The following is a 22434-nucleotide window of genomic DNA, read 5'->3' on the forward strand; positions in this document are numbered from 1 at the left end:
TTTTCGGGTACGCGTTAAAATAAGCAGTTGTGAGCCATGAGTGCGCGCTTTACGCCTGCTCAGGCATCAAGGCGTTAACTCTTGAATGCCGGAGTTATTGAGCTTTTAGGCCGGGGTCGCCCTGCTTCTCGAAGGTTTGAATTTCCTTGTTATAGTAAGTGCCGTCATCAGCCTTGGCTACTTCGCGCAGATAGATGTTCTGCGTCATATGGCGGCTTTCGGGATCGATGGATACAGGGCCGCGAGGACTGATCCATTCCATGCCTTTCACGGACTCTACCGCTTTTTCAGCATCTTTTTCACCGCTGGTCGCTTCGATCATCTTGTAGATGACATGCATGCCATCATAAGCGCCGACCGAAGGGAAGGACAATTCCACAGGATTGCCGATGGCCTTTCGAGCTTCCTCGACAAACTTCTTGTTTTCTGGCGAGTCATGCGAGACTGCATAGTGGAAAGTCGTCAGAACACCGAGAGCATTTTCTCCGAGTGCGGGAAGATCGGATTCCTGTGTCAGGTCACCTGGAGCAAAAAGCTGAATGCCCGAGCCTTTCAATCCGTTGTCGACATAGGATTTCATGAAACCGAGCGTGGTTGGTCCAGACGGCAGAAAAGCGAACACGCCTTGCGCGCCAGAGTCTTTGATACGCTGCATGATAGGACTGAAATCGTTCGTAGCGAGCGGCATGCGAATAGCTTCGACCACTTCGCCACCGGCTTCTGTGAACGCTGCCTTGAAAGCGTTTTCCGCATCCACGCCCGGCCCGTAATCGCTGACAACCGAGATGACTTTCTTCACACCCTTGTCGAGTGCAACCTTTGCGATCGGGGTTGACGTTTGCCATGTGGTGAACGAGGTGCGCACCACATAAGGGCTCTTCGTGACAATGGAAGAGGTGGCGGCATTCATGACGACCATCGGCACATTGCCCTGTTTGAGAATGGGCGTAACCGCCATGGCGTCAGGGGTGAAATAGAAGCCAGCAAGATACTGCACGCCTTCCTTGACCACGAGTTCCTGCGCAAGCGCCTTCGATTGCGCAGGATCGGCCTGCGGCACATCGCGATAAACGATCTCGACAGTGTCATCGCCGATCGTGTTGCCGTGCTCTGTCATATAGGCGTCGATACCGGCCTTGAAGTTCTTGCCCTGAAGAGCAAACGGGCCTGAAAATGGACCAATGACGCCGACCTTTACCACATCGGCATAAGCTGCTGATGCTGTGAGTGAAAAGACCGCAAGCGCGGTGAATGCAATTTTCTTCATGTTCTCCTCCCTATCGCCCACCATTCCCGCGCGTGACTGTCTCGTCGCAACAGGGAATGTCCTGATTTCAGCATGCCTATCTAATTGGTCATGTAAAATGAAAAATTCCTTATAAACGATACCCGGATGGTTATGTGTCCGAGAATTGTTCGTTTCCGATTCGAACCACCTTATCGATCAGGATTGATGCAATCTTGAGTGCACTGCCAGTCGACGCAACAATTTGCGGCAGGATCATCCATTCGATCATCCAAGCCGCGCCTGAGCGCTCCTGCTCGTGCACCATAGCCTGATGCAACCCACCCATTTGGGCTGCGTTGAAACGGGCAAGGCTGACCAGTATCTCTGCCGACACCGGATTTTGCTTGTGCGGCATGGCGGATGAACCGCCGCCGCCTGTCAAGGAGAGTTCGGTGCCCAGTTCAGCCATAAGCGCAATATCTTGCCCGAATTTTCCAAGAGTACCCGTGATGAGCGAAAGCAGATTGCCGAATTCGACAATGAAGGCCCGCTGGCTATGCCATTGCGGGCTATCGTGCAATCCGAGCCTATCAGCCAGCAAAGCACGCAGAGCCGGTGCCTGATCACCGAATTTTTCAAGCGTTCCGGCTGCACCGCCGAACTGTACGGGAAAGACGATGGTGTTCAGTTTGGTCTCATAAGCGTTGAGCGGGTTTTTCCAGCTTGAGATGCGGTCCGATACGGTGATCGGAATAGCGGATTGCATACGTGTATAACCCGTCAGAGCATTCCTTCCGAACGTCGCATCAAGCCAATCGAAACGCTGCGTGAGTTGCTGAATTCGCCCATAAAGAATTGTACTTGCGCGTTTCAGCCGCAAAATCAGGCTCGTATCGATGGCATCCTGGCTCGTCGCGCCGAAATGAACGTATTCGCCGTAATCCGTTCCGACAGCCAGACGCAGTTCTTTCACGAGTGAGGGAATGACAACCCCGTCACGCGCTGTCGCTGTTGCCAGATTAGATAGGTGGGGTTCGAACGTTTCTGAGGCTTGTTTGATCGCTTGTCCTGCCTCGACCGGTATCAAGCCGAGCCCCGCTTGAGCTTCAGCCAGAGCCGCTTCAAAGCGCAACATCTCGGCAATATCAGCCGCCGCAGTAAACAGGCTCAATATCTCTTCGTCGTCGCCGAAAAGCTGTGCCAGAAACGGATGTTCGAAGACCGAGATGCTCATGCGTCAAATATCGAAAAAGACAGTTTCTTTCTCGCCCTGCAAGTGAATATCGAAATGATAGACGCTACCCTCACGCTGACCAATCAGTGTTTGCGCCCGGCTGCGATGTTCGATACGAGCAAGGACCGGATCCTCTGCATTCGCATCGGCTTCATCGGAAAAATACATCCGCGTCTGCAGTCCGAGATTAATGCCGCGGGCCACGATCCACAAGGTAACGTGTGGTGCCATGAGGCGGCCATCTTTGAAAGAAACGCGGCCAGGTTTGATCGTCTCGAAAGTGAACTCGCCCGTGTCCATATGGCTCGGACAACGGCCCCATCCACGAAAACCAGGCTCGGCCTTGCCGCCGGTTTCGGAGGGGCTGTTATAGAGGCCCTTCGCATCAGCCTGCCATATTTCTACCAACGCATCGCGGAGTGGTGCGCCCATGCCATCAATGACATGGCCGTTAATGGTAATGCGTTCGCCTGTCGTCTTCTCATCATAGAGAGGGCCGGAGCCGAGATCCTGCTCGAAAATGCCGTTGATGCCGACAAAATTGGGTGTCAATCCGATATGGACGTAAGGGCCCGCAGTCTGTGATACGGTTTCTTTCAGATAGCCGAGAGGTTGCACCATATCAGTTGCCCTCCGGGCGATTTTCAAACAAGGTTGCGCGGCGCCCGCGCAACACAATGTCGAACTTGTAGGCAAGCATATCCATCGGCAAATTAGCGCTCATGTCCAGAGGTGCGACCAGCCGTTCGACAGCTGATTTGTCGGGAATAGTTTTCACGATAGGGCAAATCCAGATCAGCGGATCGCCCTCGAAATACATCTGTGTGATGAGGCGCTGTGCAAAGCCATGACCGAACACAGAAAAATGGATGTGAGCCGGACGCCAGTCATTCACACCATTTGGCCAAGGGTACGGGCCGGGCTTGATGGTCTTGAACCAGTAGTAGCCGTTTTCGTCCGTGACCGTGCGACCGACGCCGCCGAAGTTGGGGTCGATGGCCGCAAGATAGGTTTCTTTCTTGTGGCGATAACGCCCGCCAGCGTTGGCCTGCCAGAATTCCAGCAGTGCGCCTGGAACAGGACGGCTACTCTCGTCCAGAACACGGCCATGCACAAGAATGCGTGGGCCTATCGGCATTTCGCCGGGGCGCGCATAATTGAGGATGAGGTCATTATCCAGCTCGTGCAGCATACTGTGCCCGAATACCGGGCCCGTAATTTCACTTTTGGTGCCTTCGAGCGAAAGCAAAGCACGAGTAGGCGAGCGAAGGACGGAGGTCTTATACCACGGCGTGTAAGCCGATGGATGCATGGACAGATCGCGAGCAAAGAACGGAGTTGTCTCCGGCAGACTGTTCTTCATTTTTCATCTTCCTCCGCTTCCATCTGCGCATAGGTCTGCTTGGCGATCTTGAAAGCGTGGTTCGATGCCGGAACCCCCGCATAGATTGCGACATGCATCAATGCTTCGCAGATGTCCTCCTTCGTTGCGCCCGTATTTTTCGTAGCGCGTATATGCATGGCAACTTCATCGTCTTGCCCGAGTGCTGCAAGCAGTGCAATCGTAACGATCGACCGTTCTCGTTTTGTCCAGCCGGGTCGCGCCCAGACCGTGCCCCATGCGGCTTCTGTTATAAGCTCCTGAAACGGAGCATCAAGGTCGGTTGCACCGTTTGACGCGCGATCCACATGCGTATCGCCCAGAACTGAACGGCGTACGTTCATGCCGATCTTGTAGCGTTCCGACCGCACTGCCTTGTCAGCCATGGCTACTCTCCATGTTAGAATCTGTTTGAAATAAAGTTGCGCAACAGCGAGACATAGGCATCGGGCTGTTCAACGCAGGGAATGTGACCGCTGGTGGCAATCTCTGCGAAATCTGCTTCAGGGATAAGACTTGCCAGTTCGCGCACAAGGGTAGGCGGTGTGGAGCCGTCCTGATCACCGACCAGACAAAGTGTTGGCACCGAAATAGTCCTGGCTACTTCGGTTAAATCCGCTTCACGCAGCGCGGCACAGGTGGCCGCATAGCCGTCGAGCGGTTGCCGAACGAACATATTGCAATAGGCACGATAGGCAGGATTATCGGAGCGTCGATAGTCCGACGTGAACCAGCGGGGCATCGTCGCGTCGAGGATGCTTGAAAGGCCATCCTGCTGAATAGCAGCTATGCGCGCGTCCCACATCGCTGCTGTACCGATCTTGTGAGCGGTGTTGGACAAAACGAGTCCGGCCACCAGATCGGGGCGCGCTGCATAAACACCTTGCGCAATCAGTCCACCGACGGAAAGACCGCAAATGATCGCCCGTTTTATCGAAAGCTTGTCGAGCAGGTTGATGAGGTCGGTCGCAAGGAGTTCGATTGTGTAGGGGGTGGCTCCGACATCTGAAAGGCCGTGGCCGCGCTTATCATAAACGAGGGTCGATACGTCGTTGCGCAGGCGTGCGCGAACTTCATCCCATATCCGGAAATCGGTTCCGAGCGAATTGATGAAAACCAGAACAGGCTTCTCTGCGGCTATTGGCTGGAAATCATAATGCATGACGACGTCGTTTACGGATGCGAACTGCACAGCTTTCTCCTCTTACATCGCACTGTCGTGCTTTGAACTGGTTAAGTAAAATGATATTATTGGCAAAAATCATAACTACAGGGTTATAGATAAGTGATTGGGAACAGGATCAAATTTCGTCATCTGCATACGTTTGTTGAGGTTGCGCGACAGAAGAGTGTGGTCAAGGCCTCCGAACTCCTGAGTATCAGCCAACCAGCAGTGACCAAGACGATGCGTGAGCTGGAGGAGATTCTGGGCGTTCCAGTAGTGGAACGCGATGGTCGTGGCATAAGGATAACGCGGTTTGGTGAAGTATTCCTGCGTCATGCTGGGACGGCTTTGACCGCTTTGCGGCAAGGGCTGGATTCCGTGTCGCAAGAATTGGATGGATCGGGGCCGCCTATTCGTATTGGCGCCTTGCCGACAGTCTCAACACGCATCATGCCGAAAGCGATGAGCCTGTTTCTCGCGGAAAGAACGTCTAGCCGTGTAAAAATCGTTACGGGTGAAAATGCTGTTCTTCTGGAGCAGCTACGGGTTGGCGATCTCGATCTGGTTGTAGGGCGGCTTGCCGCGCCGGAAAAGATGACCGGTTTTTCATTCGAGCATCTTTATTCGGAGCAGGTTCGATTTCTTGTCAGGACAGGGCATCCCCTGACGGACGGACGTGCGGTTTTCGAGCATCTGGCCGACTACCCGGTTCTGATGCCGACACGCAATTCAATCATTCGCCCGTTTGTGGATCGTTTGCTGATTACGAACGGTATAGGTGCCCTGCCAGTTCAGATTGAGACCGTTTCCGATGCATTCGGACGTGCTTTCGTCCGCGACAGTGATGCGGTGTGGATCATTTCAGAAGGTGTTGCTGCCAGAGATGTATCTGAAGGCAAGCTTGTCGCTCTTTCCATCGATACAAGCGAAACGACAGGTCCGGTAGGGTTGACCATGCGAACTGACACGACACAGACAGCCGCTATGCAAATTCTGATCCAGACGTTGCGCGAAGCTGCTGGTGTGAAGCTCTAGAGATTAACGCGGCCAGCTACCCAAATAAGGTAGCTGACCGCGCTAGTTGCAAGAAGTTCTGGCCGGAACTTCTTGCTGGGGGTTCGATTATCAATAAAACTCTACATCAATTCTAAAATAAAGCATCAGTTTTATATGTTTTATTAAATAATATTAGTTACGTCTTATTTATAGTATTCACCGTTCAGAACGGCAATCCGACGTAGTTTTCAGCAAGTGCGGTTGAGGCAGCTTCGGAAGTGCAGAAGTAGTCAAGTTCTGCTTCCTGCACTTTCTGATCAAACGGAACCATATCAGGAAATCGGTGTAGCATTTTGGTCATGGACCATGAAAAGCGTTCGGCCTTCCAGATGCGCGCAAGCGCATTAGCAGAATAAGCGTCGATGCCAGATTTTGATTTGTCCAGATAAAACTCTCTCAATCCTTCGTAAAGATAGTGCACGTCGCTGGCGGCGAGGTTCAGCCCTTTCGCACCTGTCGGAGGAACAATATGGGCGGCATCTCCAACAAGGAAAAGCTGTCCAAAGCGCATTGGTTCAGCCACGAAAGAGCGTAGAGGCGCAATGGATTTCTCGAAAGACGGTCCGGTTATCATTGCTTCGGCATGATGTACCGGAAGGCGACAGCGCAGTTCATCGTAAAAGCGCTCGTCGCTCCAGTCTTCGATCTTTTCATCAAGTGAACATTGGATGTAATAACGGCTGCGTGTGAGCGAGCGCATGGAGCAAAGCGCAAAACCTCGTTCGTGGTTGGCATAGATCAACTCATGAGCGACCGGCGGAATGTCGGCCAGTATGCCGAGCCAGCCAAAGGGATAGACCTTTTCAAAAATATCGATTGCCTTGTCTGGTACAGATTTGCGGCTTATGCCGTGATACCCGTCACATCCAGCGATGAAATCGCAGTCGATGCGATGGGTTTTGCTGCCTTTCTCGTAGGTAATATATGGCGATGTCGTATCGAAATCATGCGGTGTTACGTTGGCGGCTTCATAAATGCTGGTGGTGCTCGACTTCCGCCGTTCATCCATAAGGTCGTGCGTCATCTCAGTCTGGCCATAAACCGTAACGCGCTTGCCGGTCAGCTTGTGCAGGTCGAGACGGTGATCCCGGCCGTCGAAGGCGAGTGAGAAACCGTCATGTGGCAATCCCTCTGCGTGAAGGCGTGTTGAAGCTTCGGCTTCATCCATCAGATTGACCGTGCCTTCTTCCAAGACACCAGCACGTACACGGCCCAGAATATAATCCGCGCTGACGCGATCCAGCACGACATTGTCTATCCCGGCTTTAGTCAGAAGTTGACCGAGGAGCAGGCCGGCCGGGCCCGATCCGATGATTGCCACCTGAGTGCGCATAAGTTCCTCCCAATGCAATTCCGTCTTTATTCTTGAAGGAACGTTCCTGCTGGCAATGGATAATCTCGACTATTTATTGTACAAATCGAACATTATTGGAGGGTAAGTGTCGGATAATTTTGTTCCAACATACGAGCTTTATGGAGAAGAAAGCGAGCAGAAGCCGGATTTTTGGCTACACTGCGAGACGCTTTTCTCGCGATCAAGTTTGCATAATTTCGAAATTTCGTTGCATCGTCACGAGAGCTTCTTTCAGCTTTTATATATTGAAGGGGGTACGGGGCAGGTGAGCTTCGATGGCGCCATCCACCCCTTTCAAACGCCATGTGCCATTATGGTGCCACCCGGTTTTAATCATGGGTTTGCATTCTCTCGAGATATAGTGGGGCACATTGTAACGATTTTGAGCCCTCATATGCCGTTTATTGGAGACGGCTCTGGGGGCGTTATGGCGAAGTGGTTGATGCATCCTCAACTCATATCGATGAAAGGAGCGGGCGACGAGAATCTGGCGTTACTTTCCTCTCTTCTGCGGCAAGTACAAGATGAGTTTCACACGAGAAAACCATATAAAAACAGTCTGCTGGAATCTCTTGTTCAAGCCGCATTCGTCTATGTTCTGCGACACGCTTATTCTTCAAATTCCGCAAAGCAGGAAGACCGTCAGATATATGGGCACACTCGCATTGAGCGTCTGCTGGAGCTGATCGACCGCTATTACCGAGAACACAAACCCGTTTCATTTTATGCGAAATTGCTGGGTGTTTCACCAACGCATCTCAACCGGACTGTCAAACAGCTGACAGGAAGGACGACACAAGACATGATTGCAAGCAGGCTGATTGAGGCGGCCAGGCGCGATTTGATAGCCATGCCATCATCGGTGCAACATATCGCCTACAGCCTTGGCTTTTCAGATCCCGCATATTTTTCACGCTTCTTCCTTAAGATAACGAGCGAAACACCCCGTACATTCCGTTTGAGGGAGCGCGAGCGTCTGGCCGCTCTGGATTCATCATCATAGAATAAATTGGATTTTTCATTCTCTGCGGTCATCTCAGCAAATTGCGTAGATCCAACTGGACTTGAAGCATTGCAGGCAGGAAGCGTTCCACAAGGTCAATTGTTTCGACATGTGCCACGGGTGCCCCGATGTTGAGCGCCGCAACTACTAAACCTCGATGATTGAAAACAGGAACAGCGATGGAGCGTAGTCCGATCTCCAGTTCCTGATCGTTAATTGCATAACCTTGACCACGAATAATGGAGAGTTCTGTCATCAGCGGGGCAATTTCCACCTTTGTAAATGGTGTCAAAGCTTTCCGTTCAGTGCGCTCGAGAAGCACCTGAGCCTCGGGTTCATGAAGCCAGGCCAGAAGCACACGCCCCATCGAAGCACAGTAGGCTGGAAGCCTGCTTCCCGCCATCAAGTTGATGGAAATCACGCGCATTTGTGAGGCGCGCGCGATGTAAACAATTTCCGTTCCATCCAGAACGGATGCGGATGCGCTCTCTCCTACGGCATCAGAGAGCCGGTCCAGATGCGGCTGGATAATTGTCGGCAATGGCGTCGAAGATAGATAGGCATGCCCGAGCCGAAGAATTTTGGGCAGAAGCATGAAGAACTTGCCGTCATACTCAGCATATTCGAGCTCGGTTAGTGTCAGCAGGCACCGTCGTGCGGTTGCACGATCGAGACCAGTTATTTTTGAAACGTCCGCTATTGAAAGACGTGGTTGGTCTTCACCGAACGCTTCGATGACCTTCAATCCCTTTGCAAAACCTCCGATGAAATCTGTTTCGCGCATGAAATCCCTCTCAATTTGAGTAGATAATTTGTGCGATATATGAACAAATGTCAATTATCGCACAAAATGTTTGACCCTTTGCCGACGAGGTGGCTAACTCCAGTGCGATTGCGACCGGACGCTCAAGCACGAAGCTCGAACGCTCTGGTATGGAGGTAAAATGGACAAGACAATCGGAAGTCTGGCCGAGGCTGTTGCCGGAATAGGCGATGGCGCTACGGTCATGATCGGGGGGTTCGGTGGCTCAGGCGCGCCAATAGAATTGATCCATGCCCTGATCGATAAGGGGCCGAAGAACTTGACGGTGATCAACAATAATGCGGGCAATGGGCGCATCGGCATCGCGGCAATGATTGATGCCGGGATGGTTCGCAAGATGATCTGTTCATTCCCGCGGTCTTCCGATCCGCGCGCTTTCACGGACAAATATATTGCCGGTGAAATCGATCTGGAACTTGTACCGCAAGGAACGCTTGCTGAGCGTATCCGGGCAGGTGGCGCTGGTATCCCGGCGTTCTACACGCCGACAGCCTATGGCACGGAACTCGCCGAAGGCAAGGTAATAGCTGAATTTGATGGACGACCTTATGTGCAGGAGCGTTGGCTGAAAGCTGATTTTGCGCTCATTAAAGCGCATCTTGGCGATACGCACGGCAATCTGACCTACCGCATGGCTGCGCGTAATTTCAATCCACTCATGTGTATGGCTGCTGCAAGGACGATTGTTCAGGTATCGGAAATCGTTCCGCTCGACGGCATTGAGCCGGAAAATATCATCACGCCGGGTATCTTCGTCGACAGTGTCGTTGAAGTTGCAAATCCGCAGCAAGAAGAAGAGCTCATTCGTGCTGGAGTGACCTACGTATGATGATTGATATTCATGATGACATCAAACTGTCCAACGCCCAGATCGCATGGCGCGCCGCGCAGGATATTCAGGATGGTGCCTATGTAAATCTTGGAATTGGCTTTCCCGAAATGGTCGCCCGCTATCAACCGGAAGGACGCGAAGCGATTTTTCACACGGAAAATGGCGTTCTGGATTTCGGTGAAGCGCCGCCAGCAGGTGAGGAAGACTGGGACCTGATCAATGCTGGCAAGAAGGCTGTTACGCTAAAGCCCGGCGCGGCATTTTTCCATCATGCCGATAGTTTCGCGATGGTGCGCGGCGGACATCTCGATGTCGCGATTCTCGGCGCCTATCAGGTTGCCCAGAACGGTGATCTCGCCAATTGGCGTGTTGGCGCCAAAGGCGTGCCCGCAGTGGGCGGTGCGATGGATCTGGTACATGGTGCGAAGCAAGTTGTCGTCATCACCGAGCATGTAACGAAGAAGGGTGAACCGAAGCTGGTTGAAAAGTGCACTTTTCCGCTAACCGGCGTCGCATGTATCACCCGCATCTATACCAGCCATGCTGTGATCGATATCGACAAGGGGCGTTTCGTGTTGCGTGAAAAGCTGGCCGCCATGACGCTGGAAGACCTTCAAGCCATGACCGGCGCAAAGCTGCATGTCGACGGCCCGGTCGCCGATCTCGTTGTTCCCGAATTGTGAGACCATGTAATGAGTGAAGCCTATATCTGCGATTACATTCGCACTCCCATTGGTCGTTATGGCGGCGCGCTTTCTTCCGTGCGTGCCGACGATCTCGGCGCCATTCCGCTGAAAGCGCTTATGGAGCGTAATGGTTCCGTCGATTGGGAAGCTGTCGACGATGTGATTTTTGGCTCGGCCAATCAGGCGGGGGAAGACAACCGCAATGTTGCGCGCATGTCGCTGCTTCTGGCCGGGCTGCCGGTAGGAGTGTCTGGAACGACGATCAACCGTCTCTGCGGTTCCGGGATGGATGCAGTCATAACGGCTGCACGCGCTATCAGGGCTGGTGAGGCGGAACTGCTCGTTGCTGGCGGTGTGGAGAGCATGAGCCGCGCCCCCTTTGTCATGCCTAAGGCCGACATTGCATTTTCACGCAAGGCGGAAATCTTCGATACCACAATCGGCTGGCGGTTCATCAACCCTTTGATGAAGAAACAGTATGGTGTCGATTCTATGCCTGAAACGGGTGAAAATGTTGCCGAAGATTTCAACGTCTCGCGGCAGGATCAGGACGCTTTTGCACTTCGCAGTCAGGAAAAGGCGGCAGCCGCGCAAGCCAATGGACGCCTTGCAAAGGAAATCGTTGCGGTCACGATCTCGCAACGCAAGGGCGATCCGGTCGTTGTCGTTAAGGATGAACACCCTCGCGCCACGAGCCTGGAAGCACTGGCGAAGTTGGGCACACCCTTTCGTGAGGGGGGCACTGTGACGGCGGGTAACGCTTCCGGTGTCAATGATGGAGCTGCCGCGCTTATCATCGCATCTGAAGCAGCCATCAAGAAATACGGCCTCACACCGATTGCCCATATTATGGGCGGCGCCACGGCGGGTGTTCCTCCGCGCATCATGGGTATTGGTCCCGCTCCGGCGACAAAGAAACTATCTGCACGTATTGGTATCGCACCCGATGCATTCGATGTGATTGAACTGAACGAAGCATTTGCGTCGCAGGGACTGGCAGTGTTGCGCGATCTTGGAATTGCTGATGACGATGAACGCGTCAATCCGAACGGTGGTGGTATTGCGCTCGGGCATCCGCTCGGCATGTCCGGGGCGCGTATCGCGGGTACGGCGGCGCTCGAACTCGCGCTCAATGGCGGCAAATACGCTCTTGCAACGATGTGCATCGGCGTCGGGCAGGGGATCGCCATTGCGCTGGAACGCGTCTGACAATAACTAGATCACATATCCGGGTGCTTTCCCGCCCGGATTTGTCACATCTAGCTGGGCAGATACTACTTTTGCATTGTTGGGCGACTACAATATTGCCCACGACTACCGATCAAGTTAGCATGACCTCATTACACAACGGCGGGAACAACCCGCCGAACCAAAATGGGGAACATGTCGATGAAAATTGCTCGCCTTGCCCTGATGGGCGGACTCCTCGCAACCGCACTTTATACTGGCTCCGCTGCTGCTCGCGACCTGACGGTCGTGTCTTGGGGTGGCAACTATCAGGACGCCCAGCGTGAAATTTACTTCAAACCTTTTTCCGAGAAGACCGGCAAACCTTTGCTAGATGAATCCTGGGACGGTGGTTACGGCGTCGTTCAGGCGAAGGTGAAAGCAGGAAAACCCAACTGGGATGTCGTGCAGGTAGAAGCCGAAGAACTTGCTCTCGGCTGTGCTGACGGTCTTTACGAGAAGATTGATTGGGACAAGGTTGGCGGCAAGGACAAGTTCCTCGACAGTGCGGTCAATGATTGCGGTGTAGGGGCAATCGTGTGGTCGACAGCAATCGCCTATAATGCGGACAAGCTGAAAGATGGCCCACAATCCTGGGCTGATTTCTGGGATGTGAAGAAGTTTCCAGGCAAGCGCTCCTTGCGTAAGGGTGCCAAGTATACGCTTGAATTCGCTCTCCTCGCCGACGGGGTCAGCAAGGATGAGGTCTATGATGTGCTCTCAACCCCGGAGGGCGTGGATCGCGCGTTCAAAAAACTTGATGAATTGAAGCCGAATATCGTCTGGTGGGAAGCAGGGGCACAACCACTGCAATTGCTGGCCTCGGATGAAGTTGTGATGGCATCAGCTTATAATGGGCGCATCACGGGCATAAACAGGAGCGAAGGCAAGAACTTCAAGGTGGTCTGGCCGGGCAGCATTTATGCTGTCGATAGCTGGGTGATCCTGAAAGATGCCGAGAACAAGGATGCAGGGCTGGATTTCATTGCTTTTGCCAGCCAGCCCGACAATCAGGTGAAGCTGCCGAAATATGTCGCTTACGGTCTGCCGAACAAGGAAGCTGCAAGCAAGGTGCCTGCGGAATTCGCATCGGATCTTCCAACGGCGGAAGCCAATCTGAAAGACGCCCTTCCTCTTAACGTGGATTTCTGGATCGATAATTCCGAAGAGTTGACGAAGCGCTTCAACGCCTGGCTGGCGCAATAATTCACAGTCATGGCCCCGTCGGTGCAATATCGGCGGGGTTTCCCTGTTTTCCGGAAGATGGAGTGATTCATTGACGGACTGCCGCATCCGCTTCGAGAATATCAGCAAATCCTACGGTGATTTCAAAGTTATAGATGGTTTGAACCTCGATATTGATCGAGGTGAATTCGTGAGCCTTCTTGGTCCTTCCGGTTCAGGCAAGACGACGCTTTTGATGATGCTTGCCGGGTTTGAAAGTCCAAGCAGTGGAGCAATCCATGTCGATGGCAAGGCAATCAATACGGTTCCTTCATACAAGCGCAACATGGGAGTGGTTTTTCAGAACTACGCGCTTTTCCCCCATATGACAGTTGGCGAGAATGTCGCCTTTCCGCTTCAGATGCGAGGTGTTGGGAAAGCAGAGATTGGCAAGCTGGTGGATAAGGTGCTCGATATGGTTCAGCTCTCCACAATGCGTGAACGCAAGCCATCGCAACTCTCTGGCGGACAGCAACAACGCGTGGCGCTCGCCCGTGCACTGGTTTTCGAGCCGGGCGTGGTCCTGATGGACGAGCCGCTTGGCGCGCTCGACAAGCAGCTGCGTGAACAGATGCAACTTGACATTCGTGCGTTGCATGGCCGGTTAGGACTGACGATTGTCTTTGTCACCCATGATCAAAGCGAAGCGCTGACTATGTCGGACCGGATCGCTGTCTTCAACAAAGGAAAAATCGAACAGATTGGCACGCCGCGTGCAATTTATGATGAGCCGCAGACCCGTTTCGTCGCCGAATTTATAGGCGAAACCAATCTTGCTGAAGGAACGGTCGAGCGGGTGGAAGGTACGAGCGCTTTCATTCGTCTGAAGGATGGCGGCACACTAACCGCATCATCGAAGGGAACGTTGGGGGCGGGACAGAAAGTTCTTCTGTCCATCCGGCCCGAGCGCATCGAACTGGGCGGGGAAGGTGGTTCAGACAATCTTCTTAAAACACGTGTGATCGACAGTGTCTATCAAGGGGACCATCTGCGTATCCAGCTGGATGCCAGTGCTCATGACTTTATTGTGCGTCTTGACAGGAAAGCGCGTGAATGGGCGGCTGGAACAGATGTCGTAGCGGGGTTCAATGCTGCTGATTGCTGGACTATTGCAGCATGACGGTTCCATTCGGCAAAACTGTCCGAGCGATATTTCTGATCGCGCCCCTGCTTGTTTTCATTGTCTTGTTTTTTCTGTGGCCACTTGGGGTGATGATGAAACAGGCCGTGTCCGATACGGCGGTTTTGCGTGTTCTCCCCCAGACCGCCGAGGCTGTAACTCTTTGGGACGGACAATCGGCTCCATCACCTGAAATGAAACAGGCGCTCGTGGCAGACCTGAAGGCTTCGACCGACCAGCAGGCCGTAGGCGACATGGTCCGCCGCTTGAACAGCGCCCAATCGGGCTTTCGTACCTTGATGAGCAAAACACTTTCAGCCATCGAGAAGGGCGATCCTGTTCCTGACCTGGAAATGATCGACAAACGATGGAGCCGACCGGAGTTTTGGCATGCTATTGCGAATGCGCTTTCACCAACAACTGATCGAAACCTGCTCGCGGCGGTCGATATGGAGCGCGATACATCCGGAAAAATTGTTTCAATGGCGCCCGGTACATCGGCCAACCGGGCGATTATGCTGCGCACGTTCTGGATTGCCGCGCTGGTGACACTTGCCTGTGCAATAATTGGCTATCCCTATGCCGTCTTGCTCACATCATCCTCAGGCTGGATCAGGAGTGTGCTTTTTGCGGCAGTTCTGTTGCCGTTGTGGACATCATTGCTGGTGCGTACTGCTGCCTGGTTCATTCTTCTACAGGATAAGGGACTTATCAACGATACGTTGATCTGGCTTGGCGTCACCGATGGACCGCTACCGTTGATCTTCAACAGGGCAGGGGTAGTGATAGCCATGACCCATGTACTTTTGCCGTTCATGGTGCTGCCGATTTATAGCGTTCTTGTATCGATCCCGAGCAATCTCATGCCGGCTGCTGCATCGCTCGGCGCACCGCCTTGGAGGGCTTTCGTGCGGGTACTACTGCCTTTAAGTATGCGTGGCATCCTGTCTGGCATGCTGCTCGTGTTCATGAGCGCTATTGGCTACTATATAACTCCGGCTCTGATCGGTGGACCGGGCGACCAGATGATAAGCTCGATCATCGCCTATTACGCAACCGGTTCGGCCAACTGGGGTATGGCTGGTGCATTGGGGCTCGTGTTGCTCGTCGCCTGTCTCGTACTCTATGCCGTTTACGGACGGCTCACCGCTGACGAGCGGGGGAGAGCATGAACATGGGGCGTTTCGCGAAAATCCTGTTCGGTGTGGCCGCGGTGGTCTTTTTGATTGCTCCGCTGTTTGCAATTCTTCCACTTGCATTCACATCCAGCGTGTTTCTGACCTATCCAGTGCCCGGCTGGTCAGTGCGCTGGTTTGAAGAACTCGCCACGGCGGATGTCTGGCGGCGCGCAATCGTCAACAGCCTTATTATCGGATCAGGAACAACGATTTTGGCGACTGTGCTGGGAACGATGGCAGCACTTGGCCTGCGCAGCAGGATTTTGTTTCTTTTAGGCCCCATTAAAACTTTGTTCCTGTTGCCCATGGTCGTTCCCGCCGTGGTTATGGGCGTCGGTATGCAGCTATTGTTTGTCCGGCTCGGAATAGCGAATTCCTATCTCGGTGTGATTGTTGCGCATACAGTGATTTCGATCCCCTTTGTTCTGGTGAGCGTTACGGGTGCTCTGGCAGGTATCGACCGCCGTGTTGAATTGGCAGCCGAAAGCCTTGGCGCATCGCCTCTGACAGTTTTTCGTAAAGTCACACTTCCGCTCGCCATGCCGGGCATCGCGTCTGGTGCAGTATTGGCGTTCGCGACTTCATTGGACGAGGTTGTGCTGACGCTGTTCGTCGCTGGTCCAAATCAGCGTACTTTGGCACGCCAGATGTTTTCGACAATTCGAGAAAATATCAGTCCGGCTATCGCTGCCGCAGCATTTTTGTTCATCGCAGGCACCGTGCTTTTAGGCCTTGCGGCGATGCTCTTTCGCCGAAAGCGCTCCAGTGGAGCAATCTCCATCTGATAGGTGCGAGGGATCTCGTTTGCTGCCGTACTAATCTTTGTGCCTCAGCGATCGATCCGCGTCGAAAGGATGATGGATGACATCGTGCGCTCAACGCCTTCCAGCGCGCCTATACGATCCAGAACGGCGTCGAGTTCCTGTATAGAAGGAGCTTCCACAACGGCGATCATATCGAAATGCCCGCTGACGGAATGGAGCGAGCGAACGGCCATCATGCCGCGCAGAACTGTTTCGACTTTGGGCGCGAGCTTGGGTAGTGCGGTCACCAGTACATGAGCGCGAACCAGATCACGCTCGAATTCCGGTGCGATTCGTACCGTGTAGCCCTCTATAACTCCGCGTTTCTCAAGCTTTTCGATGCGGCTTTGGACAGTAGTTCGGGACACTCCGAGGCGCCGTGCGAGGTCAGCTGTCGAGGCGCGGGCATTTTCACGGAGGAGGGCGATGAGGGTAAGATCGGCTTCTGTCGTCATAATGCATATTAAATACGTCAATATGTGCAAACAAACAACGTCATATCGTCAGTTTGTATGCTTCTTTTTGCATAGAACTATGCGATTCTTGCATATCCGAATTGCATTCCAAGGGGAAAGTTATATGAAAGAGATCGTAGTTGTCGGCGCAGGCAAAATCGGTGCCACCATTGCCGATCTTCTCGCTTCCACAGGCGAGTATGCCGTTACCGTTGTCGACCGCTCTCAGGCGCAGCTCGATGCACTGGAATCGGGCGCAGAAGTCAAGACGCAGGCGCTTGATATTGAAGATGCCAAGGCTCTTGAAACTGCTCTGACCGGAAAGTTCGCTGTACTCAGCGCCGCTCCATTCCATCTGACGACCCGTATCGCCGAAGCTGCTGCTAAGGCAGGTGTTCATTATCTCGACCTGACCGAAGATGTTGCCAGCACACGCCGCGTCAAGGAACTGGCGAAGGAAGCCAAGACCGCTTTCATTCCGCAATGTGGCCTTGCTCCTGGATTCATCTCCATCGTTGCCTATGATCTGGCGAAGCGTTTCGACAAGCTCGACAGCGTTCGTATGCGCGTTGGCGCTCTGCCGCAGTACCCTTCGAATGCTCTGAACTACAATCTGACCTGGAGCACCGACGGCGTCATCAACGAATATATCGAGCCGTGCGAAGCCATCGTGAATGGCGAGCTGAGCGAAGTTCCTGCTCTCGAAGAACGCGAAGAGTTCTCGCTCGACGGCGTTACCTACGAAGCTTTCAACACCTCCGGTGGCCTCGGCACGCTCTGCGAAACGCTGGAAGGCAAAGTTCGCACGCTCAACTACCGCACCATCCGCTACCCGGGTCACGTTGCGCTGATGAAGGCGCTCCTCAACGATCTCGGCCTGCGTCATCGCCGTGAAGTGCTCAAGGACATCTTCGAAAATGCCCTGCCGACGACTCTTCAGGACGTCGTGGTGATTTTTGTGACCGTTTCCGGCACCAAGAACGGCCGTCTGGTTCAGGAAACCTACGCAAACAAGGTTTATGCCGCTCCGGTTGGCAAGATCATTCGCTCGGGCATCCAGATTACCACGGCTTCGGCGATCTGCGCTGTGCTCGACATGCTGGCCAAGGGTGATCTTCCGCAGCAGGGCTTTATCCGCCAGGAAGACATTACGCTCGAAGCATTCCTTTCGAACCGCTTTGGCAAGGCATATGCACAAGAAGATCATTGCGCACGTATGGTTGCCTGATAGCTTCTGCCGCATGAATGCGGGGTCTGTTGCGCTGGTACGCAGCAGACCCTTTTTGCGTTTTGGTATTCAGTCAATCTGTCCTATCAAAGTCGCAATTGAATCGGATCGGGTTTAAGCGCATTGCCCAATCCAGACTGGCGGATGGATGTGCTACTCCGCCTTATGTGTGTCTACCGGCGCATCTTGACTGAGAACCGTTTCACAGTTCTCGGGTGCGCTTCTAAAGAAGTAGGAAAGTCATGTTGAAATCAGTTTTGCTGGCCGGTCTGGCCTCCGTCTTCCTCGCTTTGCCTGTTCAGGCAAAGGAATGGAAAGAAATCCGTATCGCCAGCGAAGGTGCATATCCGCCGTTCAACTACATGTCTCCAGATGGCAAGCTTGAAGGTTTCGATCTTGATATCGCAAATGCGCTTTGCAAAGCGATGGAAGCCAAGTGCACGATTGTCGCCAATGATTGGGACGGCATGATCCCGGGCCTGCAGGCCAACAAGTTCGATGCAGTCATCGCTTCGATGGCCATCACCGAAGAGCGCGAAAAGCAGGTTGCCTTCACCGAGCGCTATTACACGACGCCGCTTGCGGTTGTCGTGCCGAAGGATACGGATATGACTTCGCTCGATCCGTCGGCATTCGATGGAAAGACGGTTGGCGCACAGGCTGGCACCACGCAGGGCAACTATGCTGATGATGTCTACGGCAAGGCAGGCGCGGATGTGAAGCTTTACCCGACGGCTGACGAAGCCAATGCTGATCTCGAAAGCGGTCGTCTGGACGCGATCGCTGCCGACAAATTCCTCGCCGCAGATTGGCTGAAAAAGCAGGGCGCAAACTGCTGCAAGTTCCTTGGTGATATTCCGGGTTCTGAAACGAAGATCGCCGTTGCCCTGCGCAAGGGTGACGACGATCTGCGTGAACAGTTCAACGCCGCAATCAAGAAAATCCGTGACGACGGCACCTACGAAACGATCCGCAAGAAGTATTTCGATTTCGACATCTATTGATGTGACAAATTAGACTCCGGGCGTCTTCAAAACCTGCTTGCAGTGGAAGGCGTCCGGTGCTTCAGTCATGGCAAGCGCATGAAATCAGACGCTACCATTCGCGGGGGGTGCCCTGCCAATTACAACGATAACAAAACAGTAAGGGGAATAGTTATGTTGAAAGCCATCCTATTTGCGGGCGTAGCATCTGTAATCGCTGCCTTGCCGGCGCAGGCCAAAGAATGGAAAGAAATCCGCATCGCCACCGAAGGAGCGTATCCACCTTTCAATTTCGTGGCGGCGGACGGTTCGCTTCAGGGACTTGATGTCGAAATAGCCAATGCCCTGTGCAAGGCGATGGATGCCAAGTGCACGATTGTTGCTAACGACTGGGACGGGATGATTCCCGGCCTGAAGTCGAACAAGTTCGATGCGGTCATTGCATCGATGAGCATCACGGAAGAGCGCAAGAAGGAAGTTGCGTTCACGGACAAATACTATTCCACACCACTTTCCGTTGCCGTGTCGAAGGATAGCCCGATCACATCGCTGGATGCCGAAGCATTCAAGGGAAAGTCGGTTGGCGCTCAGGGATCGACGACGCAGGGCAATTATGCGGAGGATGTCTACGGCAAGGCTGGCGCTGATGTTAAGCTTTACCCGACTGCCGACGAAGCCAATGCTGACCTGAAGAATGGGCGGCTTGATGCGGTTGTTTCCGACAAATTCCCGATTTCTGACTGGATCAAGGGTGATGGTGCGGATTGTTGCAAGCTTATCGGCGATATTCCCGGCACGCAGACCGATACCGGAATTGCGCTCCGTCAGGGCGATGACGATCTACGCGAACAGTTCAATGCGGCAATCAAGAAAATTCGCGACGATGGAACCTATGCCACGATCGTGAAGAAATATTTCGACTTCGACATCTACTGATTGCTTGTAAAAGATACAGCTCTTTGCTGTAAGCAACAACGCGCCGGCTGCAATCGGCGCGTTTATTTGTTTGGTTTGGTGGATGCCGGAAATGCCGATTCAGCAACAAGATGTCATCGTTCTGGGCGCCGGTATTGTTGGCGTGTCCACGGCACTACATCTGCAGGCGCGAGGTCGTTCTGTCTGCCTGATTGACAAAGGCGAGCCCGGAAATGGTACCAGTTTCGGCAATGCCGGTCTGATCGAGCGATCAAGCGTCATTCCCTATTCCTTTCCGCAAGGCTTCTGGACGCTCGTGCGGTACGGGATGAACCGTCGCTCAGACGTTCGCTACAGCCCGTTTTACATACCGAAGATGGCTCGCTGGCTGTTTCAATATTGGCGGGAATCGTCGCCAGAGCGGTTGATGACTGCCACGAATGCCATGCTGCCCTTGATTGAAGCGAGTGTTCGCGAGCATGATACTCTGGTAACCCAGTCGGGCAGTGAACGGTTGATCCGGTCGCAAGGATGGATCGAGGTGTTCCGGTCATCTTCTGCATTCGACGCAGCAGTGCGCCGTTTGCCCGGTTTGCAGCACTTCAAACTGTCTTATGATATTCTGGATGCGGCAGCCTTGCGCCAGCGTGAACCGTCGCTTGGCGATGTGGCTGGTGGCATTCACTGGCTTGACCCCAAGACTGTTGTGAACCCGGGTGGGCTGGTTAAAGCCTACGCTGATCTGTTCCACAGGAATGGCGGCGTCGTTGCTCACGGAGATGCTGTTAGCCTGGCACAGAATGAGAGTGGCTGGCAGGTGACGACGGAGGAGGCGGTCGTCCATGCGCGCGATGTTGTCGTGGCGCTTGGTCCGCAATCCGGCCTCATCTTCCGAAAATTCGGCTATCCGGTCCCGCTTGGCATCAAGCGTGGTCATCATCTTCATTTCACCATGAAGGATGGCTCGCGGCTCGGTCATACAGTGGTGGATGAAGAAGCGGGCTATGTTCTTGCCCCAATGGTGCAGGGTGTGCGGCTGTCGACAGGCATAGAGTTCGCTTCACCGGATGCGCCTGCCAACTATATACAGCTCAAGAAGGACGAGAAAATAGCGCGCAAGCTTGTGCCCCAGTTGGGAGACGCCATCGAAACGACGCCGTGGCTTGGATTGCGCCCTTGCTTGCCGGATATGCGTCCCGTTATTGGGGCGGCGCCAAAACATAAGGGACTATGGTTCAATTTCGGCCATGCTCATCACGGTTTGACGCTTGGACCTGCGACAGGGCGTTTGCTTGCTGAGATGCTTGTCGGAGAAGAACCGTTTGTCGATCCGAAACCTTATTCGGCTGAAAGGTTTCTATAGTTTTATCTAAAACTTTCGTGACAGGCTTGTCAGTTACGGAAGAGTGGGGCTATCAATTGGCCCCATTCTCATATCGCGCAGTTGCGAACAATCGATCCGGAAAATTCTCGTGAAAATGAAGCCTTTGGGCCGTACCGGCCTTACTGTCACTGAAATTTGCCTCGGCACCATGACCTGGGGTGTACAGAATACCGAGTCCGATGCTCATGAGCAGCTCGACATTGCTCTCGATGCTGGTATCAATTTTATTGATACTGCCGAGGGATATGCCATTCCGATGAGTCCAGAAAGCTATGGCAAGACAGAGACCTACATTGGCAGTTGGTTCAAGAAATCTGGAAAACGTGACAAGATCGTACTGGCGAGCAAGATCGCCGGTGGCGGTAGGCAGAAGTGGATTCGAGACGGCGCCAGGCCAAGCCGAACCAGTGTTCGCGAGGCGGTGGAGAACAGTCTGAAACGGCTTCAGACGGACTACATTGACCTCTATCAGGTCCATTGGCCGATGCGCGCTCACTACCATTTTGGCCAGAGCTGGAGCTTTGATCCGTCCAACACGGATGGAACGGCAGAAACCCAACAGATGCATGATGTTCTGCTCGGGCTCGGAGACATGGTTCGCGACGGAAAGATCAGGCATATCGGTCTTTCCAATGAGACAGCCTGGGGAACGATGCAGTGGCTTCGGTTGGCGGAGCAGCACAGTCTGCCACGCATCGCCTCAATCCAGAACGAATATAGTCTTCTGCAGCGCCAGTTCGATTTTGACATGGCAGAGCTGGCGCTCTGCGAAGACGTTGGACTGCTTGCTTATTCGACGCTTGCAGCTGGCGTTCTGACCGGGAAATATCTGGGCGGCAGGTTGCCCGCCGGTTCGCGCGCGGTCATTTCCGAAGGCGGCATCTGGCGGAACAATGTTCACTCAGAGCCCGCAATTCGCGCCTATATCGATGTTGCGAAGAAGCACGGTCTCGACATCGCCCAGATGGCGATTGCCTTTACACTGACACGCCCGTTTATGACCTCGGCCATCATAGGTGCAACGACTGTAGATCAGTTGAAGACCGATATCGCGGCCCATCAAGTCAAACTGTCGGAAGATGTCCTGACTGATATCGAAAAGGTTTACAGGCAGTATCCGCGTCCGCTTTAGAGCCGAGAGGACGTATAGAGAGC

Annotated in this window: 23 protein-coding genes; 14 read left to right on the forward strand and 9 right to left on the reverse strand. The window is 53.5% G+C overall.

The features are described from left to right. Window positions 1-94 precede the first annotated feature (94 nt). From KWJ32_RS02495 to pcaD, 6 genes are all read right to left on the reverse strand, one after another. A complete protein-coding gene (locus tag KWJ32_RS02495; protein ID WP_012093103.1) occupies window positions 95-1267 on the reverse strand; it encodes an ABC transporter substrate-binding protein in 1173 nt (390 codons plus the stop codon). A gap of 130 nt (window positions 1268-1397) precedes the next feature. Beyond that, complete coding sequence (locus KWJ32_RS02500; RefSeq protein WP_012093102.1) at window positions 1398-2462, reverse strand: 3-carboxy-cis,cis-muconate cycloisomerase; 1065 nt, start codon at window positions 2460-2462, stop codon at window positions 1398-1400. A 3-nt stretch (window positions 2463-2465) separates the two neighbouring features. After that, window positions 2466-3083 carry a protocatechuate 3,4-dioxygenase subunit alpha gene (gene pcaG / locus KWJ32_RS02505; protein ID WP_012093101.1) on the reverse strand — a complete coding sequence of 206 codons (618 nt, stop codon included), beginning with the start codon at window positions 3081-3083 and terminating at the stop codon, window positions 2466-2468. 1 nt (window position 3084) lies between these two features. After that, complete coding sequence (gene pcaH / locus KWJ32_RS02510; protein ID WP_012093100.1) at window positions 3085-3825, reverse strand: protocatechuate 3,4-dioxygenase subunit beta; 741 nt, start codon at window positions 3823-3825, stop codon at window positions 3085-3087. Then, a complete protein-coding gene (pcaC, locus tag KWJ32_RS02520) occupies window positions 3822-4229 on the reverse strand; it encodes a 4-carboxymuconolactone decarboxylase (RefSeq protein ID WP_012093099.1) in 408 nt (135 codons plus the stop codon). The genes pcaH and pcaC overlap by 4 nt, the downstream gene beginning before the upstream one ends. Window positions 4230-4243: 14 nt before the next feature. Next, complete coding sequence (gene pcaD, locus KWJ32_RS02525) at window positions 4244-5035, reverse strand: 3-oxoadipate enol-lactonase (protein ID WP_012093098.1); 792 nt, start codon at window positions 5033-5035, stop codon at window positions 4244-4246. Window positions 5036-5128: 93 nt separating this feature from the next. Between pcaD and pcaQ the strand changes: the two genes are divergently transcribed. After that, complete coding sequence (gene pcaQ / locus KWJ32_RS02530) at window positions 5129-6043, forward strand: pca operon transcription factor PcaQ (RefSeq protein WP_010658911.1); 915 nt, start codon at window positions 5129-5131, stop codon at window positions 6041-6043. Window positions 6044-6227: 184 nt separating this feature from the next. Here the strand turns inward: pcaQ and pobA are convergent, their stop codons facing one another. Continuing rightward, window positions 6228-7397, reverse strand: coding sequence for a 4-hydroxybenzoate 3-monooxygenase (pobA, locus tag KWJ32_RS02535; RefSeq protein ID WP_012093097.1), 1170 nt, complete (start codon window positions 7395-7397; stop codon window positions 6228-6230). Between the two features lie 106 nt (window positions 7398-7503). On the opposite strand from pobA, the gene KWJ32_RS02540 reads away from it, so the two are divergent. Beyond that, window positions 7504-8421, forward strand: coding sequence for a helix-turn-helix domain-containing protein (locus tag KWJ32_RS02540; protein ID WP_012093096.1), 918 nt, complete (start codon window positions 7504-7506; stop codon window positions 8419-8421). Between the two features lie 28 nt (window positions 8422-8449). Here the strand turns inward: KWJ32_RS02540 and KWJ32_RS02545 are convergent, their stop codons facing one another. Beyond that, window positions 8450-9205, reverse strand: a complete 756-nt coding sequence (locus tag KWJ32_RS02545; protein WP_010658908.1) for an IclR family transcriptional regulator — start codon at window positions 9203-9205, stop codon at window positions 8450-8452. Window positions 9206-9365: 160 nt separating this feature from the next. Here KWJ32_RS02545 and KWJ32_RS02550 point away from each other — a divergent pair, with 160 nt between their 5' ends. The 7 genes from KWJ32_RS02550 (at window position 9366) to KWJ32_RS02580 (ending at window position 16296) form a co-directional block, all read left to right on the forward strand. Then, on the forward strand, window positions 9366-10073 hold the full coding sequence (locus KWJ32_RS02550) for a 3-oxoacid CoA-transferase subunit A (protein WP_012093095.1): 708 nt from the start codon (window positions 9366-9368) through the stop codon (window positions 10071-10073). Continuing rightward, a complete protein-coding gene (locus tag KWJ32_RS02555) occupies window positions 10070-10759 on the forward strand; it encodes a CoA transferase subunit B (protein WP_012093094.1) in 690 nt (229 codons plus the stop codon). The genes KWJ32_RS02550 and KWJ32_RS02555 overlap by 4 nt, the downstream gene beginning before the upstream one ends. 9 nt (window positions 10760-10768) lie before the next feature. Next, a complete protein-coding gene (gene pcaF, locus KWJ32_RS02560) occupies window positions 10769-11971 on the forward strand; it encodes a 3-oxoadipyl-CoA thiolase (RefSeq protein WP_012093093.1) in 1203 nt (400 codons plus the stop codon). Window positions 11972-12151: 180 nt separating this feature from the next. Further along, the gene (locus tag KWJ32_RS02565) at window positions 12152-13195 is read left to right on the forward strand and encodes an ABC transporter substrate-binding protein (protein WP_012093092.1); all 1044 of its coding nucleotides are present in this window, start codon (window positions 12152-12154) and stop codon (window positions 13193-13195) included. Window positions 13196-13265: 70 nt separating this feature from the next. Further along, window positions 13266-14333, forward strand: coding sequence for an ABC transporter ATP-binding protein (locus KWJ32_RS02570; RefSeq protein WP_012093091.1), 1068 nt, complete (start codon window positions 13266-13268; stop codon window positions 14331-14333). Then, complete coding sequence (locus KWJ32_RS02575) at window positions 14330-15505, forward strand: ABC transporter permease (RefSeq protein ID WP_012093090.1); 1176 nt, start codon at window positions 14330-14332, stop codon at window positions 15503-15505. Before KWJ32_RS02570 ends, KWJ32_RS02575 begins: the two co-directional genes overlap by 4 nt. A 2-nt stretch (window positions 15506-15507) precedes the next feature. After that, complete coding sequence (locus KWJ32_RS02580; protein WP_041545674.1) at window positions 15508-16296, forward strand: ABC transporter permease; 789 nt, start codon at window positions 15508-15510, stop codon at window positions 16294-16296. 44 nt (window positions 16297-16340) lie between these two features. Here the strand turns inward: KWJ32_RS02580 and KWJ32_RS02585 are convergent, their stop codons facing one another. Then, window positions 16341-16769: an Lrp/AsnC family transcriptional regulator gene (locus tag KWJ32_RS02585; protein ID WP_012093088.1), complete on the reverse strand. Its 429-nt coding sequence runs from the start codon at window positions 16767-16769 to the stop codon at window positions 16341-16343. 124 nt (window positions 16770-16893) lie between these two features. Between KWJ32_RS02585 and KWJ32_RS02590 the strand changes: the two genes are divergently transcribed. From KWJ32_RS02590 to KWJ32_RS02610, 5 genes are all read left to right on the forward strand, one after another. Beyond that, window positions 16894-17997 (forward strand): saccharopine dehydrogenase family protein, encoded by a 1104-nt coding sequence (locus KWJ32_RS02590; RefSeq protein WP_010658899.1) that lies wholly within the window; start codon window positions 16894-16896, stop codon window positions 17995-17997. A gap of 242 nt (window positions 17998-18239) precedes the next feature. After that, the gene (locus KWJ32_RS02595; RefSeq protein WP_010658898.1) at window positions 18240-19001 is read left to right on the forward strand and encodes an ABC transporter substrate-binding protein; all 762 of its coding nucleotides are present in this window, start codon (window positions 18240-18242) and stop codon (window positions 18999-19001) included. Between the two features lie 153 nt (window positions 19002-19154). Continuing rightward, window positions 19155-19916 carry an ABC transporter substrate-binding protein gene (locus tag KWJ32_RS02600; protein WP_010658897.1) on the forward strand — a complete coding sequence of 254 codons (762 nt, stop codon included), beginning with the start codon at window positions 19155-19157 and terminating at the stop codon, window positions 19914-19916. A 91-nt stretch (window positions 19917-20007) separates the two neighbouring features. Then, entirely contained in the window at window positions 20008-21258 is a 1251-nt protein-coding gene (locus KWJ32_RS02605; RefSeq protein WP_012093087.1) for an FAD-binding oxidoreductase, read from the forward strand. A 115-nt stretch (window positions 21259-21373) separates the two neighbouring features. Further along, window positions 21374-22411 carry an aldo/keto reductase gene (locus KWJ32_RS02610; protein WP_012093086.1) on the forward strand — a complete coding sequence of 346 codons (1038 nt, stop codon included), beginning with the start codon at window positions 21374-21376 and terminating at the stop codon, window positions 22409-22411. The last annotated feature ends 23 nt before the right edge of the window (window positions 22412-22434 follow it).

Source organism: Ochrobactrum sp. BTU2 (assembly GCF_024539785.1).
Lineage (GTDB): Bacteria > Pseudomonadota > Alphaproteobacteria > Rhizobiales > Rhizobiaceae > Brucella > Brucella anthropi.

Bases quoted from the DNA above. Each gene is read 5' to 3' on its own strand.
- KWJ32_RS02595 (WP_010658898.1), top strand. From the start codon at position 18,240: ATGTTGAAATCAGTTTTGCTGGCCGGTCTGGCCTCCGTCTTCCTCGCT.
- KWJ32_RS02555 (WP_012093094.1), top strand. From the start codon at position 10,070: ATGATGATTGATATTCATGATGACATCAAACTGTCCAACGCCCAGATC.
- KWJ32_RS02565 (WP_012093092.1), top strand. From the start codon at position 12,152: ATGAAAATTGCTCGCCTTGCCCTGATGGGCGGACTCCTCGCAACCGCA.
- KWJ32_RS02590 (WP_010658899.1), top strand. From the start codon at position 16,894: ATGAAAGAGATCGTAGTTGTCGGCGCAGGCAAAATCGGTGCCACCATT.
- pcaF (WP_012093093.1), top strand. From the start codon at position 10,769: ATGAGTGAAGCCTATATCTGCGATTACATTCGCACTCCCATTGGTCGT.
- KWJ32_RS02500 (WP_012093102.1), bottom strand. From the start codon at position 2,462: ATGAGCATCTCGGTCTTCGAACATCCGTTTCTGGCACAGCTTTTCGGC.
- KWJ32_RS02495 (WP_012093103.1), bottom strand. From the start codon at position 1,267: ATGAAGAAAATTGCATTCACCGCGCTTGCGGTCTTTTCACTCACAGCA.
- KWJ32_RS02610 (WP_012093086.1), top strand. From the start codon at position 21,374: ATGAAGCCTTTGGGCCGTACCGGCCTTACTGTCACTGAAATTTGCCTC.
- KWJ32_RS02600 (WP_010658897.1), top strand. From the start codon at position 19,155: ATGTTGAAAGCCATCCTATTTGCGGGCGTAGCATCTGTAATCGCTGCC.
- KWJ32_RS02545 (WP_010658908.1), bottom strand. From the start codon at position 9,205: ATGCGCGAAACAGATTTCATCGGAGGTTTTGCAAAGGGATTGAAGGTC.
- pcaH (WP_012093100.1), bottom strand. From the start codon at position 3,825: ATGAAGAACAGTCTGCCGGAGACAACTCCGTTCTTTGCTCGCGATCTG.
- KWJ32_RS02585 (WP_012093088.1), bottom strand. From the start codon at position 16,769: ATGACGACAGAAGCCGATCTTACCCTCATCGCCCTCCTCCGTGAAAAT.
- KWJ32_RS02550 (WP_012093095.1), top strand. From the start codon at position 9,366: ATGGACAAGACAATCGGAAGTCTGGCCGAGGCTGTTGCCGGAATAGGC.
- pobA (WP_012093097.1), bottom strand. From the start codon at position 7,397: ATGCGCACTCAGGTGGCAATCATCGGATCGGGCCCGGCCGGCCTGCTC.
- pcaG (WP_012093101.1), bottom strand. From the start codon at position 3,083: ATGGTGCAACCTCTCGGCTATCTGAAAGAAACCGTATCACAGACTGCG.
- KWJ32_RS02605 (WP_012093087.1), top strand. From the start codon at position 20,008: ATGCCGATTCAGCAACAAGATGTCATCGTTCTGGGCGCCGGTATTGTT.
- KWJ32_RS02575 (WP_012093090.1), top strand. From the start codon at position 14,330: ATGACGGTTCCATTCGGCAAAACTGTCCGAGCGATATTTCTGATCGCG.
- KWJ32_RS02580 (WP_041545674.1), top strand. From the start codon at position 15,508: ATGGGGCGTTTCGCGAAAATCCTGTTCGGTGTGGCCGCGGTGGTCTTT.
- pcaC (WP_012093099.1), bottom strand. From the start codon at position 4,229: ATGGCTGACAAGGCAGTGCGGTCGGAACGCTACAAGATCGGCATGAAC.